At 73.1% G+C, this 14,900-nt stretch carries 14 protein-coding genes, 4 tRNA genes and 2 pseudogenes; 16 read left to right on the top strand and 4 right to left on the bottom strand.

The window, feature by feature from the left end; translation table 11 throughout:
• Positions 1-18 precede the first annotated feature (18 nt).
• The 3 genes and pseudogenes from JOD57_RS09275 to JOD57_RS09265 form a co-directional block, all read left to right on the top strand.
• Positions 19-261 carry a hypothetical protein gene (locus tag JOD57_RS09275; RefSeq protein ID WP_204691766.1) on the top strand — a complete coding sequence of 81 codons (243 nt, stop codon included), beginning with the start codon at positions 19-21 and terminating at the stop codon, positions 259-261.
• A 173-nt stretch (positions 262-434) separates the two neighbouring features.
• Complete coding sequence (locus tag JOD57_RS09270) at positions 435-1,202, top strand: HD domain-containing protein (protein WP_204691765.1); 768 nt, start codon at positions 435-437, stop codon at positions 1,200-1,202.
• A 519-nt stretch (positions 1,203-1,721) separates the two neighbouring features.
• Positions 1,722-2,114: pseudogene (locus tag JOD57_RS09265) on the top strand (relaxase domain-containing protein); the annotation flags it as partial.
• On the opposite strand, the gene JOD57_RS25305 reads toward JOD57_RS09265, so the two are convergent.
• Complete coding sequence (locus JOD57_RS25305; protein WP_239573221.1) at positions 2,074-2,442, bottom strand: hypothetical protein; 369 nt, start codon at positions 2,440-2,442, stop codon at positions 2,074-2,076. The pseudogene JOD57_RS09265 and the gene JOD57_RS25305 overlap by 41 nt on opposite strands.
• A gap of 262 nt (positions 2,443-2,704) precedes the next feature.
• Here JOD57_RS25305 and JOD57_RS26790 point away from each other — a divergent pair.
• A pseudogene (locus tag JOD57_RS26790) lies at positions 2,705-3,712 on the top strand (tyrosine-type recombinase/integrase); the annotation flags it as partial.
• Between the two features lie 141 nt (positions 3,713-3,853).
• Here the strand turns inward: JOD57_RS26790 and JOD57_RS09255 are convergent.
• Positions 3,854-4,345 carry a YajQ family cyclic di-GMP-binding protein gene (locus JOD57_RS09255; protein WP_204691764.1) on the bottom strand — a complete coding sequence of 164 codons (492 nt, stop codon included), beginning with the start codon at positions 4,343-4,345 and terminating at the stop codon, positions 3,854-3,856.
• A 90-nt stretch (positions 4,346-4,435) separates the two neighbouring features.
• Between JOD57_RS09255 and JOD57_RS09250 the strand changes: the two genes are divergently transcribed.
• Positions 4,436-4,517 (top strand) — tRNA-Tyr (locus JOD57_RS09250).
• 58 nt (positions 4,518-4,575) lie between these two features.
• Here JOD57_RS09250 and JOD57_RS09245 read toward each other — a convergent pair.
• Positions 4,576-5,016: a pilus assembly protein TadG-related protein gene (locus JOD57_RS09245; protein WP_204691763.1), complete on the bottom strand. Its 441-nt coding sequence runs from the start codon at positions 5,014-5,016 to the stop codon at positions 4,576-4,578.
• Positions 5,017-5,572: 556 nt separating this feature from the next.
• Between JOD57_RS09245 and JOD57_RS09240 the strand changes: the two genes are divergently transcribed.
• From JOD57_RS09240 to JOD57_RS09210, 7 genes are all read left to right on the top strand, one after another.
• The gene (locus tag JOD57_RS09240; RefSeq protein ID WP_204691762.1) at positions 5,573-8,104 is read left to right on the top strand and encodes a putative bifunctional diguanylate cyclase/phosphodiesterase; all 2,532 of its coding nucleotides are present in this window, start codon (positions 5,573-5,575) and stop codon (positions 8,102-8,104) included.
• Between the two features lie 94 nt (positions 8,105-8,198).
• Positions 8,199-8,271: transfer RNA gene (locus tag JOD57_RS09235), tRNA-Thr, on the top strand.
• A gap of 44 nt (positions 8,272-8,315) precedes the next feature.
• Positions 8,316-8,389 (top strand) — tRNA-Met (locus tag JOD57_RS09230).
• A 106-nt stretch (positions 8,390-8,495) separates the two neighbouring features.
• Positions 8,496-8,660 carry a 50S ribosomal protein L33 gene (rpmG, locus tag JOD57_RS09225; protein ID WP_055764573.1) on the top strand — a complete coding sequence of 55 codons (165 nt, stop codon included), beginning with the start codon at positions 8,496-8,498 and terminating at the stop codon, positions 8,658-8,660.
• A 32-nt stretch (positions 8,661-8,692) separates the two neighbouring features.
• On the top strand, positions 8,693-9,139 hold the full coding sequence (locus JOD57_RS09220) for an FAS1-like dehydratase domain-containing protein (protein WP_204691760.1): 447 nt from the start codon (positions 8,693-8,695) through the stop codon (positions 9,137-9,139).
• The gene (locus tag JOD57_RS09215) at positions 9,136-9,564 is read left to right on the top strand and encodes a MaoC family dehydratase (protein ID WP_204691759.1); all 429 of its coding nucleotides are present in this window, start codon (positions 9,136-9,138) and stop codon (positions 9,562-9,564) included. The genes JOD57_RS09220 and JOD57_RS09215 overlap by 4 nt, the downstream gene beginning before the upstream one ends.
• Positions 9,561-11,021: a gluzincin family metallopeptidase gene (locus JOD57_RS09210; RefSeq protein WP_204691758.1), complete on the top strand. Its 1,461-nt coding sequence runs from the start codon at positions 9,561-9,563 to the stop codon at positions 11,019-11,021. The genes JOD57_RS09215 and JOD57_RS09210 overlap by 4 nt, the downstream gene beginning before the upstream one ends.
• Positions 11,022-11,088: 67 nt before the next feature.
• Here JOD57_RS09210 and JOD57_RS09205 read toward each other — a convergent pair whose 3' ends face one another.
• Positions 11,089-12,333: a pyridoxal phosphate-dependent aminotransferase gene (locus JOD57_RS09205; RefSeq protein WP_204691757.1), complete on the bottom strand. Its 1,245-nt coding sequence runs from the start codon at positions 12,331-12,333 to the stop codon at positions 11,089-11,091.
• A 287-nt stretch (positions 12,334-12,620) separates the two neighbouring features.
• Here JOD57_RS09205 and JOD57_RS09200 point away from each other — a divergent pair.
• From JOD57_RS09200 to rplK, 4 genes are all read left to right on the top strand, one after another.
• Positions 12,621-12,693: transfer RNA gene (locus JOD57_RS09200), tRNA-Trp, on the top strand.
• Positions 12,694-12,856: 163 nt separating this feature from the next.
• Complete coding sequence (secE, locus tag JOD57_RS09195; protein ID WP_204691756.1) at positions 12,857-13,411, top strand: preprotein translocase subunit SecE; 555 nt, start codon at positions 12,857-12,859, stop codon at positions 13,409-13,411.
• A 44-nt stretch (positions 13,412-13,455) separates the two neighbouring features.
• Positions 13,456-14,361: a transcription termination/antitermination protein NusG gene (gene nusG / locus JOD57_RS09190; protein ID WP_307824575.1), complete on the top strand. Its 906-nt coding sequence runs from the start codon at positions 13,456-13,458 to the stop codon at positions 14,359-14,361.
• An 88-nt stretch (positions 14,362-14,449) separates the two neighbouring features.
• Positions 14,450-14,878, top strand: coding sequence for a 50S ribosomal protein L11 (gene rplK, locus JOD57_RS09185; protein ID WP_204691755.1), 429 nt, complete (start codon positions 14,450-14,452; stop codon positions 14,876-14,878).
• The last annotated feature ends 22 nt before the right edge of the window (positions 14,879-14,900 follow it).

Genomic DNA, 14,900 nt, shown 5'->3' with positions numbered 1-14,900 from the left:
TTTCGGATCGGAGAAGTCATGACCACCACGCGCGTGCTCGCCGAGCTCGGTGAGCGCATCGCCGAGGAGGGCCCCGCCGCCCACGACCGGCTCCTGCAGCACCTGTCGCACCTCGTCGCTGACTCCGCACCGGGCAGCGCCGCCGCCCTGGCCGACCGCAACGCCCCTGACGTCGTCCGCCAGCGGGCGCTGGCCGTCGCCAGCGCCGTGCTCTTGCGTCGGCCGGCCGCAAACCTTGTCGCCGTCGGCCTCGCGGCCTGACCACCGGCCACGGTGACCGCACGTTTCAACGACGCCGTTCTTCGCCGACGTCCCACCGCTCGCCCGCAATCCTGGCGCTTCAGCCGGGGCGAGCACGGCCCTGCCTGGCCACTGTGACGTCGCCGGGCACAACCAGATCCGCTGCCTGCTGCAGCAGCTGAGGAGGGACCCTCATGAGCGGCAATACCACCCGCCTCGGGAGCATCGCCTGGTGCGAGCGGACCGGCGGAAGGCTCAGCGGTGCGGAGACGCGGCAGTTGCTCGCCCCGCTCGCTCGCGCTCACGCCGTCAACGCTGTCGGCCGCACCGCGATGGCGCTGCACTTGCACTCCGGACGTCGGGCGCAGGTGCCCGAGCCGGCGCTGCGCACTCCGCCGTCGGCACTAAGCAGCGTCGCCGAGCAGGTCGCTCACCAACGATTGACGCCGGCCGTGCTCAACCACTCCCACCGCTGCTATAGCTACGGCGTCGCGATCGCCGCACTCGAGGACATCGACGTCGATCGTGAGCTGCTCTTCGCTGCCGCGATGCTTCACGACACTGGGCTGTCAGCGCCCGTACCGGGCGTGGACTTCACCCTGGCCAGCGCTCGCATCGCGCAAGAGGTCGCCGAGACCGTCGGACTGTCCATCTCCGATACCGAGACGATGCGGACGGCGATCACGCTGCACTACAGCCCCGACGTAACCCTCGCCGACGGACCCGAGGCGAACCTGCTGTCGGCAGCAGCTTCCGTCGACGTCATCGGGCTGGGCCGCTGGAAGCTGCCCGACTCGGTAGTAGCGGCCGTGCTTGCTGAGCGGCCACGGCGGGGCTTCAAGAACGAGTTCCGGGCCCGCTGGGCCGCCGAGGCCGCCGCCGTCCCGCAGGGCCGCGCCCGCTTCCTGCGCCGTTGCGGCGCGTTCGACCTCGCCATCCGGCTCGCGCCCTACAGCGACTGAGGGCACGGTCATCCCGGTCGTCCTGCCGGGGCGAGCGCAGCTGGACGACCCCAGGCTCGACCACCCGACACGACCCCCAATTGAGGTAGCCGTTGCGACGGCCTTCGTGTTGTCGCCGCCGCCGCGGTCTCCGCTTCACCGTGGCTGCTCGTGGCCGGCCTAGCGGCCCACGGCTTGAAGGACTTGTGGCAGCACCGCACGAGATTTCGTCAACGGCACGAGATGGTGGCCGCCGTTCTGCGCCGCCGTCGACGCGGTCGCCGCCGCACTCATCGCTCTGGCGATCACCACCGGGTTGCCGCTCGCGCTCTGAGCACGCACCGACCCGGTGCACTCCTTCGAAGCTCGGCCTCGAGAGAACGGGCAGCAGTAATTCCCATCAGCGTCCATGCATTTGCGGAGAAACGGCACGCATGCTACCAATGGTGGTAGTTCGGGCCCCGCTTCGCGGGGCCCCTCGCTGTTTCTAGGGGTGGCGTGTTGGACGTTGTTGGGAGGCGTCGAGAATTGCGTGGCGGAATGAAGGTGTATGTCGGCGCCCCGGCGGGCGCCCGCCACCACCTCGAGGCGGATCGGGTGCGAGCGGATGACTACTACTTGGCCGAGGGCAGCCGCGTAGCGCGGCGCTTCACGGCACAGGCCGGGCGACTGACCGAGCGCGAACCGTTGGCCGGGGACCGGTACGAGACGTGGGTGGCCGGCCGGGACCCGGAGATCGGCACGCCGTGGGGTCGGCTGCGGACCGACGACCGGGCGGTGCGCTTCGTCGAGGTGGTGGTCAACGGGCCGAAGCCCTGGTCGCGGGCCGCGGCCCTACATCCGGGGATCGCAGCGGCGTAGGACGCGGCGCAGGACCGTGCCGCCGCGCAGATCATCGGCTGGCTCGCCGAGCACGCCACCACGCGCGTGGGCCGCCATCGCTCGCTACGCCCGCCGCCTCGCGTAGCAGTTCCACCCCGAACACGCACAGCTCGCCGCCATCGGAGACGCCACCCGAGTTGCGCACGACCGCGCCCGACGCGACCTGACCGATGCCCGCCGTCAGTACGAGAACTGGATCGACGGCCTCGGTGAGGCCGCCCAGCCTCTGGCCGCAGCCGCCGAGCTGGCCGCAACTGACCGCGAGATCGCCGCCATCCGATCCGAGCTCACCGCCGCGCGCAGCCGGATCGAACAACTCCGGACCGAGTCCGCGCTGCTCAGCCAGCCGGGCCAGCTGCCTGCCCTTGAGCGGGACCATTGGCGCGCCCGCGACGACCTCGAGCGGAAGGCGGCCCCGCGGGCCAGCCGCACGCCGGCCCGGACTACTCCGAGGACCGATCAGCGGCCACCAGAGCCACAGATGACGCCAGACGGCGCACCGCACCCAGCCTGGGGATATCGCGGTGAATCCCGAATGAGGTGGACGCAAAGCCCGGACCGGCGCCCGAGGTGCGAGCGTCCGCCTGGGCGACTGCCCGGAGTGAGTTGGTCGAGGCACGACGATGAGGGAGCGATGAGCCATGGCATCGATCGCGAGACGGCCTGACGGCACCTACCGACCGCGGTACCGGGACGAGCACGGTAAGGAGCACGCCCGCCACTTCAAGCGAAAGGTTGACGCGCAGCGGTGGCTCGACGAGGTCACTGCTGCCATGGTCACCGGCGACTACGTTGACCCCGCCGCGGGGAAGATCACCTTCGCGGCCTGGTTCGCGGAGTGGTCGGGCCGGCAGGTGTGGGAACGTGGGACCACGCTCGCGGCTCGGCAAGCGGCCGACTCCGTGACGTTCGCCGACGTTCGCATGCGCCAAATTCGAACCTCTCACGTCCAGCAGTGGGTCAAGGCCATGTCCCAGCCCGCCCGCGGCCGGGGATCCGGGCTCGCGCCCAGCACCATCCGTACTCGGTACAACTACGTCCACATGGCCATGCGAGCCGCCGTCGTGGACCGGATCATCAAGGCGGATCCCTCGGCCGGCGTACCGCTGCCCAGGGCCCGCAAGGCCGCCGCGGCCATGACGATCCCCGCCGCCGAGGAGGTCGGTCGAGCGCTCGACGTCGCCCCGACCTGGTTCCGGCCGTTCATCGCGGTATGCGCCTTCGCCGGCCTGCGGCTGGGGGAGGCGGCCGGGCTGCGGCTGGAGGACGTCGACTTCCTGCGGCGCACCATCGCCGTCCGCCATCAGCTACAGGGGGAGACCAACTCGACAACCGAGCTCGTGGCACCCAAGTTCGGGTCCGAGCGGGTCGTCTACGTCCCAGCCGAGCTCGTCGCCCTCCTCGCCGAGCACGTCCGGCGCACGGGTCTCCAGCAGGGTCACTGGTTGCTCTCCAACGGCGCGCTGCCGCTGAACCGGAACTCCGCGGGCCACCAGTGGCGGCAGGTCCGGAAGGCTGCCGGGCTCGAGGAGTACACGCTGCACGACCTGAGGCACTTCTACGCCAGCGGCCTGATCGCTTCCGGCTGCGACGTGGTGACCGTGCAGAGGGCGCTGGGGCACTCCTCGGCGACGATCACGCTCAGCGTCTATTCGCACCTGTGGCCCACGGCCGAGGACCGCACGCGCGCCGCAGCGGGCGACCTGATGGCCGCCGCGCTGGGCACGACGTGCGGATTTCTGCGGACCGTGGCTCCGCAGTACCGCTCTGAGCTGTGGGTATGTCCTCAGTCAGCGGTAGTTGTCGAACTGCAGGGCGACGTCGAGGTCCTTGCCGCGCAGCAGCTGCTGGACCGACTGCAGGTCGTCGCGCTTCTTTCCGCTGACCCGCAGCTGGTCGCCCTGGATCTGCGCCTGCACGCCCTTCGGGCCCTCGTCGCGGATGATCTTGGCGATCTTCTTGGCGGTGTCGGACTCGATGCCCTGCTTGATGCGCGCCGAGATCTTGTACGTGCGGCCCGAGGACTGCGGCTCGTCGGCGTCCAGCGACTTCAGCGATATCCCCCGCTTGACGAGCTTCTCCCTGAAGACGTCGAGCGCGGCGACCACCCGCTCCTCGGTGTCGGCGGTGAGGGTGACGCCCTCCTCGCCGGCCCACGCGATGGCGGCGTTCGTGCCGCGGAAGTCGAAGCGCTGGGACAACTCCTTGCCTGCCTGGTTGAGCGCGTTGTCGACCTCCTGGCGGTCGACCTTGCTCACGACGTCGAAGGACGCGTCGGCCATCTCTGCTCCTCTCCTCGCGCGCGGGAGACCCGCGGCGGGACCCGTCGGGCCGTCGCCGGCCCGTCTTGTACGCTCTCCCCGTGGGACCACGGCGGGTTGCCCGAGTGGCCAATGGGAGCGGACTGTAAATCCGTCGGCTTAGCCTACGAAGGTTCGAATCCTTCACCCGCCACCCCCGTACAGCGGCCCCCGACCGGCAGGTCGGGGGTCGCTGCCGTGTCCCGGGGCCGTCAGGGCAGCGTCGGGGCCCGCGCGCTCGCGACGGCGGTGACCTCCAGTGGCCGGCCGCCGAGGAACAGCCAGCCGAACGCGATCTCGACCGAGCGCGCGCAGCGCACGGTGACCTCCGCGCCGTCGGTCTCGGCCGACCAGGCGTCCAGCACCGTGCCCCCGTCGGCGAGGTGGTCGGCGACCGCGGTCCGCGCCGTCTCGCCGGTCAGCGGCAGCGTGCCGCCGACCCCGGTCGCGTAGACGCGGCCCTCGTCGGTGCGGTTGGCCCCGGCGAGGGCGGCGCCGTCGCAGACGGCCTGGAGGTCCTGGTGCTCGAGGAAGGCGTCGGACGCCGCGATCGCGCCCAGGGCCATGGCGGCCGCGACCAGCCAGCAGACGAGTACGAAAGGGAGCGCCGAGCCCCGCTCGCGGAGGTCTGCTGCCCTCGTCCCGGCTGACACGCCGCGCAGCGTAGGGCGCGGATCCCCCGAGGGGTGCCCCTCCACAGGGGGGTTAGTCCTCGCGTCCCGTCCACCACCTATCCCGGTGACACCCCGAAGAGCTACAGGACACGCACCGTAAGATTATCACGGCGTGTCACTTTCTCGTCATTGTCTGTGGTTGCCACGCGCGAGGGAGTGGCAGCAATGTCCTATATGCGGTCCGTACACGAATGACGCTCTGCCCCCGCGCCTGGGTGACAGCCCGCATGTGAAGAGCTGTCCTTCCATGCCTGAGGAGGCGTCATGAACACCACCGTCCCGACCGCCGAGCGCATCTCCCGCTGGGGCCGCATCTCCCGCTGGGGCTGATCCACCCGGCCCGGCAGGGTCCCTCCGCCGTGTGCTGGGCAGCCGCCCGACCGGGTGGCTGCCCCCTACGGGTGAGGACCGGGTGCGAGGGGCTCGCGGCGGGTGCGTCCGCTGTTAGCCTCTGCCGACGCCGCCTCCCCGAACAGACAGGGTCCCGTTGGCCGAGCACCCGGCTCTCCCCTCAGAGCCTCCTGCGCCGCCGGCCATGTCCGCCGGATGGCGGCATCCCGCACTGCGCCGCCCCGAGGCCATGGCCCTCGCCGCGGCGCCCCTCGCCTGCCTGGTCGGCGCCTTGGTCCTGCCGGGGGAGTACCGGCCGGCCGCCCCGCTGGTGCTCCTGACCATCCTGGCCGCCTTCCTGCTCACCGAGTCGGTGCAGCTCGACCTGGACCTGCGTCGGCAGACCTACATCCTCACCACGACCGAGCTGGTCCTCGTCATGGGGCTCGTGGAGGTCGGCGGCTTCTGGACCGCGCTGATGCACAGCCTCGCGCTGGTCCTCATCCAGGCGTACCAGCGCTACCCGCTGGCCAAGTCGATCTTCAACGTCGCCTCGGCGATCCTGACGACGGCCGCCGCCGTCCTCGTGCTCTCCGCCTTCCCGCCCCTGGACCTCTCCTCACCGCTCACCTGGCTCGGTCTGGTCGTCGCCATCGCGGTCGCCGACCTCGTCTCCCTGCTGTGCGTGGCGACGGCGATCTCGCTGACCGGCGGTCGTCCCGACTGGTCCTTCTGGTTCGGGGCCCTCGGTCCGCAGGTCGTCATCGGCCCGCTCAGCGTCGCCGCCGCGGTCGCGTCGCTGCTGCTGGTGGGCGACATCCCGTGGGCCTGGCTGCTCGTGCTGCCCGTCCTCGTCGCCATAGTGGCCGCCTTCCGGCTGACGGCGTCCGCGTCGCGCGAGCGCCGCAGCATCCAGCAGGTCTACGACTTCGCGCGGCAGGTGGAAGGCGTCAGCCCCGACGACGCGGGCACGCGTCAGATGGTGGCCGCCGTGCGCGAGCTGCTCAACGCCGACAAGGTCGCGCTGTGGCTGCCGCCCTACCTGGACGAGGCCCCGCGCCTCGTCGTGGTCGGAGACGGGCAGACGGCCTACTACGACGGGCCCGGCGACCCGGACGACGTCCTGCGCCGCCGCGCGCTGCAGCCCGGCGCCGGCGGTCCGGTCCTGGTCACCGCCGGGCGGGCCACCCCCGAGGAGGCCGCCGCCCTCGCCCGGCGCGGCGCCGAGGAGGTGCTCGGGGCGCCGGTCACCACGGCGGCCGGCGAGCCGGGCTACCTCGAGGTGTGCGACCGGCGCAGTGACGTCGTCTCGTTCTCCGAGGGTGACCGCTCGGCCCTGGACTCGATGCTCACGCACGTCAACGCGGCCATCCGCCAGCAGCAGCTGCTGACCCAGATCCGCTACGACGCCGACCACGACCGGCTCACCGGTCTGCCCAACCGGCAGCGCCTGGCCGCCGAGATCGACCACCTGCTGACCGCCGACCCGGTCGGCGCGCGGGCGGGCCTGGTGCTGGCCGCGCTCGACAACCACACCGAGATCGTCGACACCCTCGGCCACGCCGCGGCCGACGAGCTCCTGCTGGTCACCGCGGGCCTGCTGCGCGAGCACGCGCCGCCCGACGCCCTGGTCGCGCGCATGGAGGGCGAGCAGTTCGCCGTGCTGCTGCCCGGGCTGTCGCTGGCGGCGGCCGAGCGGGCCGCCCGCCGACTGCGCGAGGCCACCTCCACCCGCGCCCGCGTGGCCGGGCTGGACCTGGAGGTCACGCTGACCATCGGTGTCGCCGCGGCGCCCGTGCACGGCACCGACGCGGGCACGCTCATGCAGCGGGCCGACGTCGCGCTGCTGGCCGCCTCCGACGGCGGCGGCGGCCGCGTGGCCAGCTACCACCAGGTCCTCGACCAGCAGAGCCTGCGCCGGCTGCAGCTGGGCACCGAGCTCGAGCACGCGATGGCCGACGGGCAGATCAGCGTGGTCTTCCAGCCGATTATCGACGCCCGGACCTCCGACATCGTGTCGGTGGAGACGCTGGTCCGCTGGGCGCACCCGCGCTTCGGCGCGATCCCGCCGGACGACTTCATCCACCTCGCCGAGCAGATCGGCCGGATCGGCCCGCTCACCGACCACGTGCTCGACCTGGCGCTGGCCCGCTGCCGCCGCTGGCTCGACCAGGACATCGCCCTGTCGGTCGCGGTCAACCTCTCCGCCCGGTGCCTCACCGAGCCCGACCTCGTCGAGCGGGTGCAGCGCGCGTTGCGCCGCCACGGCGTCCCGGGCGAGCTGCTCATCCTCGAGCTCACCGAGGGCAGCGTCGTCGACGACTCCGTGCGCTCCAGCAACGTCCTGGCCGAGCTGCACGCCCTGGGCCTGCGGCTGTCCATGGACGACTTCGGCACCGGCTACTCGTCGCTGTCCCAGCTCCGGCAGCTGCCGATCGACGAGGTGAAGATCGACAAGTCCTTCGTGCTGGGGATGTCCACCAGCCAGGGCGAGTCGTTCATCGCCCGCTCGATCATCGAGCTGGCGCACAACCTGGGTCTGCGCGTCGTGGCCGAGGGCGTCGAGGACGAGCTGACCCGCAAGCTGCTCACCGAGATGGGCTGCGACAAGCTGCAGGGCTTCCTGGTCAGCCGGCCGCTGCCCGACGAGCGCCTGGAGAGCTGGCTGCTCGCCCGCACCGGGGTCCGGTCCGCCGCCCCGGGCGCCCAGCACCGCCGGCTGTTCGTCCGCACCTGACGCGGGGCCGTTCCCGCACGTCGCCGGGCTCGCGGCGGGCCTCTGCAGGAGGCCGGAGGGCGTCGGGTATAGTCCTCGATGGCTCTTCGAGCACGCCCCTTTAGCTCAGTCGGCAGAGCGTCTCCATGGTAAGGAGAAGGTCTACGGTTCGATTCCGTAAAGGGGCTCCGACCAGCCGGTCCTGTCGTGAGACCGGGCCGCGCGGTCGTCCGGCGGTGTAGCTCAGCCTGGTAGAGCAAGCGGCTCATAATCGCTGTGTCACCGGTTCAAGTCCGGTCACCGCTACCCCAGACGGACCCCGGTCGCCCGGGGTCCGTCGCCGTGTCGGCGCCCGCCGCCACGGATGCCCGGCCCGCAGCGGGCCGGTCCCGACAAGGCGAGGAGTGCCTCCGTGGCAGCCACCGACGTCCGTCCGAAGATCACCCTGGCCTGCCAGGAGTGCAAGAACCGCAACTACATCACCCGCAAGAACCGTCGGAACGACCCCGACCGGCTCGAGCTGAAGAAGTACTGCCCCACGGACAAGAAGCACACGGTCCACCGCGAGACCCGCTGACGCCGGTCGACCAGGGGCGAGGGAGGGCGGGAGTGGCGCTGGACGCAGGACTGGTCGGGCGCGGCTACCCGCCCTCCGCCGTCTACGAGGTCGGCCGCGCGAAGATCGCCGAGTTCGCCGCCGCCGTCGGCGCGGCGGACCCGGCCCACACCGACACCGAGGCCGCCCGCGCGCTGGGCCACCCGGACGTCGTCGCCCCGCCGACCTTCGCCATCGTCGTTACCCTGGGCGCGGCCGACGTCGTGCTGGCCGACCCGGAGGTGGCGCTCGACTACAGCCGCGTCGTGCACGGCGAGCAGCGCTTCACCCACCACCGCCCGATCCGGGCCGGTGACCGGCTGGTCAGCACCACGACGATCGAGGCCGTGCGCAGCGTGGCCGGCAACGACCTGCTCACCACGCGGGTCGACGTCGCCACCGAGGACGGCGAGGCCGTCTGCACCGCGACCTCGATGCTCGTGGCCCGGGGGACGGCGTGAGCGCCCGGCTGGAGGCGGCCGGCGTCGCCGTCGGCACCGAGCTGCCCGAGCAGACGCACCGCGTGACCCGCGCCGACCTGGTCCGCTACGCCGGCGCGTCGGGGGACCTCAACCCCATCCACTGGAGCGACCGGGTGGCCACCGGCGTCGGCCTGCCCGGCGTCATCGCCCACGGCATGCTCACCATGGGCCTGGCCGTCCGCGCGGTCACCGACTGGGCCGGCGACCCCGGCGCGGTCGTGGAGTACCAGGTCCGCTTCGGCCGGCCGGTCGTCGTCCCCGACGACGACACCGGCGCCGAGGTCACCGTCCGCGGCAGGGTCGGGCAGGTCCTCGACGGCGGCCGGGTGCGCGTCGACCTCACGGTCACCAGCGGAGGGGAGAAGGTCCTCTCGCTGGCCCGCGCCACCGTCGCACTGGCATGACCCCGCGGCGGGCGCTGCCGACCGCGGCCGCGCTGCTCCTGCTCGCCGGCTGCACGTCCTTCGCCGAGACCCTCGCCGCCGAGCACGGCGCCGCCGGTCAGGACACCGCCGACCAGGGCACCGTTGACCAGGACACCGCCGCCCCGTCGTCCCCGGCTCCCGGCGGACAGGAGAGCTGTCCCGCCGAGCGGGCCGGGCCCGACCCCGACCGCCCCGTCGTCGACCTGGACTTCCGGCTCTCCGACGACCTGCGCACGGTCACCGGCACCGAGACCGTCGTCTTCACCCCGGACGTCGCCACCGACGAGCTGGTCTTCCGGCTGGTGCCCAACGGTCCCGGCGCGGCCGGGCTGGGCAACCGGATCACCGTCGACGGGGCCCGCGGCGACGACGTCGACCGGACCGGGTACGAGGACGCCGGCGCGGAGGCGCCCGGCGGCCTCTACGTGCTGCGGCTCGACGGCGAGCTCGAGCCGGGGGACTCCACCGAGGTCGAGCTGGACTTCACCGTCTCCCTCGGCGAGGGCGGCTTCGAGCGGCTCGGCGCGGTCGAGGACGTCTCGTGGTGGGCCAGCGGCTTCCCGCTCCTGGCGTGGGAGCCCGGCGTCGGCTGGGCCCGCGACCCGTTCGTCGACGTCCTCGGCGAGACCGCGACCAGCCCGGCCGCCGACACCACGGTCAGCGTCTCCGCGCCCGGGGAGCTGACCGTGCTGATGACCGGCGACCAGGACGAGCCGTCCGCCGCCGACGACGGCCGGCGGACCTGGACCGCGCACGAGCCGGTCGCCCGCGACGTCAGCGTCGCCGCCGGGCGGTTCCGCACCGCCACCCTCACCACGGACGGCGGGGTGGAGATCACCGCCGGGGTGCTGCCGGGCGCCGGGGTGGGACCCGGCGAGCTCGCCGACCAGGCCGCCGAGGAGGTCACCGCGCTGGCCGAGCGCTTCGGCGCCTTCCCGTACGACACCCTCACCGTGCCGCTGCTGCCCGACGCCGGCGGCGGCATCGAGTACCCGAGCTCCGTCCTGCTGGCCGGCGCCAGCCGGGTGGTCCTCGAGCACGAGGTCGCGCACATGTGGTTCTACGGGATGGTCGGCAACTCACAGTTCCGCGACCCGTGGCTGGACGAGGCCCTGGCCACCTACGCCGAGTCCTCGGTCGGCGAGAGGGGATCGCCGGGGCCGCTGGACCGGGCGCTGGCCGTCCCGGGCGACGTCGGCGCGGCGATGGACGGGTTCGAGGACACCGGCACGTACGTCGACGTCGTCTACGGCAAGGGCGGCGCCGCCCTGCTGGCCGCCCGCGAGGCCGCCGGTGCGGAGGCCTTCGACGCGGCGCTGCGCTGCTACGTGCGGGCCAACGCCTGGACGGTCGCCACCCCCGACGACCTCGCCGCCGCGCTGGCCGGCCTCCCGGCCGCCACCGACGTCCTGGTGGCGGCCGGCGCCCTCGACTGAGGCCCCGTCCCGGGGCTCGCGCCGAGCGCGCGAGGCAGGAGGGGGACGGGGTCCTCCCGCCGCTCGGTCAGCCCGCCGAGCCGAGCAGGCGCTGCATGCGGCTGACGCCCTCGACCAGGTCGTCGTCACCGAGCGCGTAGGACATCCGCAGGTAGCCGGGGGTGCCGAAGGCCTCGCCCGGGACGACGGCGACCTCGGCCTCCTCGAGGACGATCTCGGCCAGCTCGACGCTGGTCGACGCCGTCCGCCCGTTGATCGGCCGGCCGAGCAGGGCCTTCACCGACGGGTAGACGTAGAAGGCGCCCTGCGGCTCGGGGCAGGCGACGCCCGGGATCTCCCGCAGCATCGACACGATGGTCTTCCGCCGCCGGTCGAACGCCGTCCGCATCTCGTCGACCGCCGACAGGTCACCGGTCAGCGCGGCCACCGCGGCGGCCTGCGACACGTTGGCGACGTTCGAGGTGGCGTGCGACTGCAGGTTGGTGGCGGCCTTGACGACGTCGGCCGGGCCGGCCATCCAGCCCACCCGCCAGCCGGTCATCGCGTAGGTCTTGGCCACGCCGTTGACGACGACGCAGCGGTCGGCCAGCTCGGGCACGACGACCGGCATCGACGGCGCGGTGGCCCCGCCGTAGGTGAGGTGCTCGTAGATCTCGTCGGTGAGCACCCACAGGCCGGCCTCCAGTGCCCACCGGCCGATGGCCTCCACCTGGTCGGGCGGGTGGACGGCGCCGGTCGGGTTGGACGGCGACACGAACAGCAGCACCTTGGTGCGCTCGGTGCGGGCGGCCTCGAGCTGGGCCACGGAGACGAGGTAGCCGCTCTCCTCGTCGGCCACCACGGGCACCGGCACGCCACCGGCCAGTGCGATGGCCTCGGGGTAGGTGGTCCAGTAGGGCGTCGGCACGAGCACCTCGTCGCCGGGGTCGAGCAGCGTGGCGAAGGCCTCGTAGACCGCCTGCTTGCCGCCGTTGGTCACCAGCACCTGCGCCGGGGTGAGCGCCAGGCCCGAGTCCCGGGCGGTCTTGGCGACGATCGCCTCCTTGAGCGCCGGCAGGCCCCCGGCCGGGGTGTAGCGGTGCATCGCCGGCCGGCTGCAGGCGGCGACGGCGGCCTCGACGACGTAGTCCGGCGTCGGGAAGTCCGGCTCGCCGGCACCGAAGCCGATGACCGGCTTGCCCGCCGCCTTCAGCGCCTTGGCCTTGGCGTCGACCGCCAGCGTCGCGGACTCGGTGATGGCCCCGATGCGCCGCGAGACGCGGCGCTCGGCGGAAGAGGGGGCGGCGGACTCCGACGGGGAGGCGGCGGTCATGGCCCCCATCATGTCGGAGGACGTGCGGCCGGGGCTCCCCGCGGGCTCGGCCGCCGGCCCTCCTCGCCCTGGTCCGGCCCGGCCGCGGAGCCGTCCGGCGGGATCGACGGGGCGTGGGCGTCGGCCCGGTCCCGAGCGCGGTCACGGGCGCCGGTCGCGGTCCCGTACACTCGCAGTCCTGGGGCGATCGACCCCGCCACCGGCGTGCCCCGGATCCCCCCGGGACGGCGCCGGACCGGCGGGCCGGGCCGCCCCGGGAGTGCGCGGGGCCACCGGCCCCGGGCGCTAGGGGTGTAGCTCAATTGGCAGAGCAGCGGTCTCCAAAACCGCAGGCTGCAGGTTCAAGTCCTGTCACCCCTGCCCGTGCCGCCGGCCCGTGCCGGCGGGCAGCACGACCCGGCGCCGACCGCGCACCCGCCGCGCGGGTGCGGGCGGCACCTCCCGGGACAGCACCACGGCACGGGGCGCACCAGACCACAGGGCCCGCCGACGGCGGCCACCACCACGACGCGAGCGAGGCGCAGTGAGCGACGAGAAGCCGGGCCGCGGGGAGGACCCCCGCACCCCCTCGGACGCCGAGCTGACCGACGAGCAGCTCGACCGGGAGGCCCCGGGCGTCGAGGACGCCGCCGAGCTCGAGGCCGCCGAGGACGAGCTCGCCGCCGAGGCCGAGGCCGACGAGGACAAGGTCGTCCCCGCGCCCACCCGCCGCCGCGGAGGCCGGATCACCGCCGGTGACGACGACGAGGACGACGCGCCGGCCGCGTCGGGCACCCGCCGCGCCGCCCGCGGCGGGAGCACCGCGGCCGGCCGCCCCGCCGGTCGCGCGGCCGAGGGCGCCGGCACCCGCTCGCGGGCCGCCGCCCAGCGCGCCCGGGCCGACGAGGTCCGCCAGCGCCGCAGCCTGCGCCGCTTCCTCCGCGAGGTGGTCGCCGAGCTGCGCAAGGTCATCTGGCCGGGTCGCCGCGAGCTGATCACGTACACGGCCGTCGTGATCGTCTTCGTGGCCTTCATCGTCGCGCTGGTCGCGGGCCTGGACATCCTCTTCGCGCAGGGCGTGCTCGCCGTCTTCGGCTGACCCGCCCCCGCGCCTGCCCGCACCCCGACAAGGAAGAGAACCCCGTGACCGACCCCCGCGAACCCCTCGACACCGACAGCGACGTCGAGGCCATCGACCTCGACGACCAGCGGATGGACGTGCGCGGGAGCAGCGACCTCGAGACCGGCGCCGGCGAGCCCGGCTCGGCCGAGGGCTCCCTCGACACCAGCGGCCAGGACACCGCCACCGGCGTCGCCGACGTGACCCCGGTGGTGGAGAGCGGCGGCCGCGACAGCCTCGTCGGTGACCCGCTCGCCGAGCCCGCCCCCGACCACGACCCGATCGTCACCGAGGCGCTGGCCGAGGCGGAGGCCGAGGACGAGGACCCGCGGGAGACGCTCAAGCGCACCCTGCGGACCCAGTTCGGCGACTGGTACGTCATCCACTCCTACGCGGGCTACGAGAACAAGGTGAAGACCAACCTCGAGTCCCGCATCCAGTCGCTGGACATGGAGGACTACATCTTCCAGATCGAGGTGCCCACCGAGGAGGTCACCGAGATCAAGAACGGCAAGCGCACCCAGGTCAACCGGAAGAAGCTGCCCGGCTACCTGCTCGTCCGCATGGACCTCAACGACGAGTCCTGGGGCGCGGTCCGCAACACCCCCGGCGTCACCGGCTTCGTCGGCGCCACCTCGCGGCCCTCGCCGCTGTCGATCGACGAGGTCGTCAACCTGCTTGTCCCCGCGACCCCGCCGCAGGCCGCGAAGGTCGCCGAGGCCGCCTCGCCGGCCGCCGCCGCCGCGCCGACGACCCTCGTCGACTTCGAGATCGGCGAGTCGGTGACCGTCATGGACGGCCCCTTCGCCACCCTCCCGGCCACCATCAACGAGATCAACGCCGAGCAGCAGAAGCTGCAGGTCCTCGTCTCCATCTTCGGCCGGGAGACGCCGGTCGAGCTCTCGTTCACCCAGGTCGCCAAGATCTGAAGCAGGACCTCGTCGCCCCCCGCCGCTCGTAGACTCGCGGCGGGACCCTGCGACGCGGCCGTTCCATCCCGTCACGAAGAAGGAAGTCATGCCCCCCAGGAAGCGGTTGACCGCGGTCATCAAGCTCCAGATCAAGGCCGGTGCGGCCACCCCCGCGCCGCCCGTGGGTCCGGCGCTGGGCCAGCACGGCGTCAACATCATGGAGTTCTGCAAGGCGTACAACGCCGCGACCGAGTCGCAGCGCGGCGACGTCGTGCCCGTCGAGATCTCGGTGTTCGAGGACCGCTCGTTCACCTTCGTCACCAAGACCCCGCCGGCCGCGCGCATGCTGCTCAAGGCCGCCGGCGTCGAGAAGGGCTCGGGCGAGCCGCACAAGACCAAGGTCGCCACCGTCACGCGCGACCAGGTCCGTGAGATCGCCCAGACCAAGATGGTCGACCTCAACGCCAACTCCCTCGACGAGGCCGAGAAGATCATCGCCGGCACCGCCCGGTCGATGGGCATCACCGTCCAGTAAGGGGCGACAGCCCCGCCGGCCC

Origin of the sequence: Geodermatophilus bullaregiensis (assembly GCF_016907675.1) — a bacterium.
GTDB classification, from domain to species: domain Bacteria; phylum Actinomycetota; class Actinomycetes; order Mycobacteriales; family Geodermatophilaceae; genus Geodermatophilus; species Geodermatophilus bullaregiensis.
The sequence above is the reverse complement of the archived record's forward strand: the minus strand, read 5'-3'. Positions and strand labels throughout refer to the sequence as shown.

Bases quoted from the DNA above. Each gene is read 5' to 3' on its own strand.
- JOD57_RS09275 (WP_204691766.1), top strand. From the start codon at position 19: ATGACCACCACGCGCGTGCTCGCCGAGCTCGGTGAGCGCATCGCCGAG.
- JOD57_RS09270 (WP_204691765.1), top strand. From the start codon at position 435: ATGAGCGGCAATACCACCCGCCTCGGGAGCATCGCCTGGTGCGAGCGG.
- JOD57_RS25305 (WP_239573221.1), bottom strand. From the start codon at position 2,442: ATGGTCCCGCTCAAGGGCAGGCAGCTGGCCCGGCTGGCTGAGCAGCGC.
- JOD57_RS09255 (WP_204691764.1), bottom strand. From the start codon at position 4,345: ATGGCCGACGCGTCCTTCGACGTCGTGAGCAAGGTCGACCGCCAGGAG.
- JOD57_RS09240 (WP_204691762.1), top strand. From the start codon at position 5,573: ATGTCCGCCGGATGGCGGCATCCCGCACTGCGCCGCCCCGAGGCCATG.
- JOD57_RS09210 (WP_204691758.1), top strand. From the start codon at position 9,561: ATGACCCCGCGGCGGGCGCTGCCGACCGCGGCCGCGCTGCTCCTGCTC.
- JOD57_RS09205 (WP_204691757.1), bottom strand. From the start codon at position 12,333: ATGACCGCCGCCTCCCCGTCGGAGTCCGCCGCCCCCTCTTCCGCCGAG.
- rplK (WP_204691755.1), top strand. From the start codon at position 14,450: ATGCCCCCCAGGAAGCGGTTGACCGCGGTCATCAAGCTCCAGATCAAG.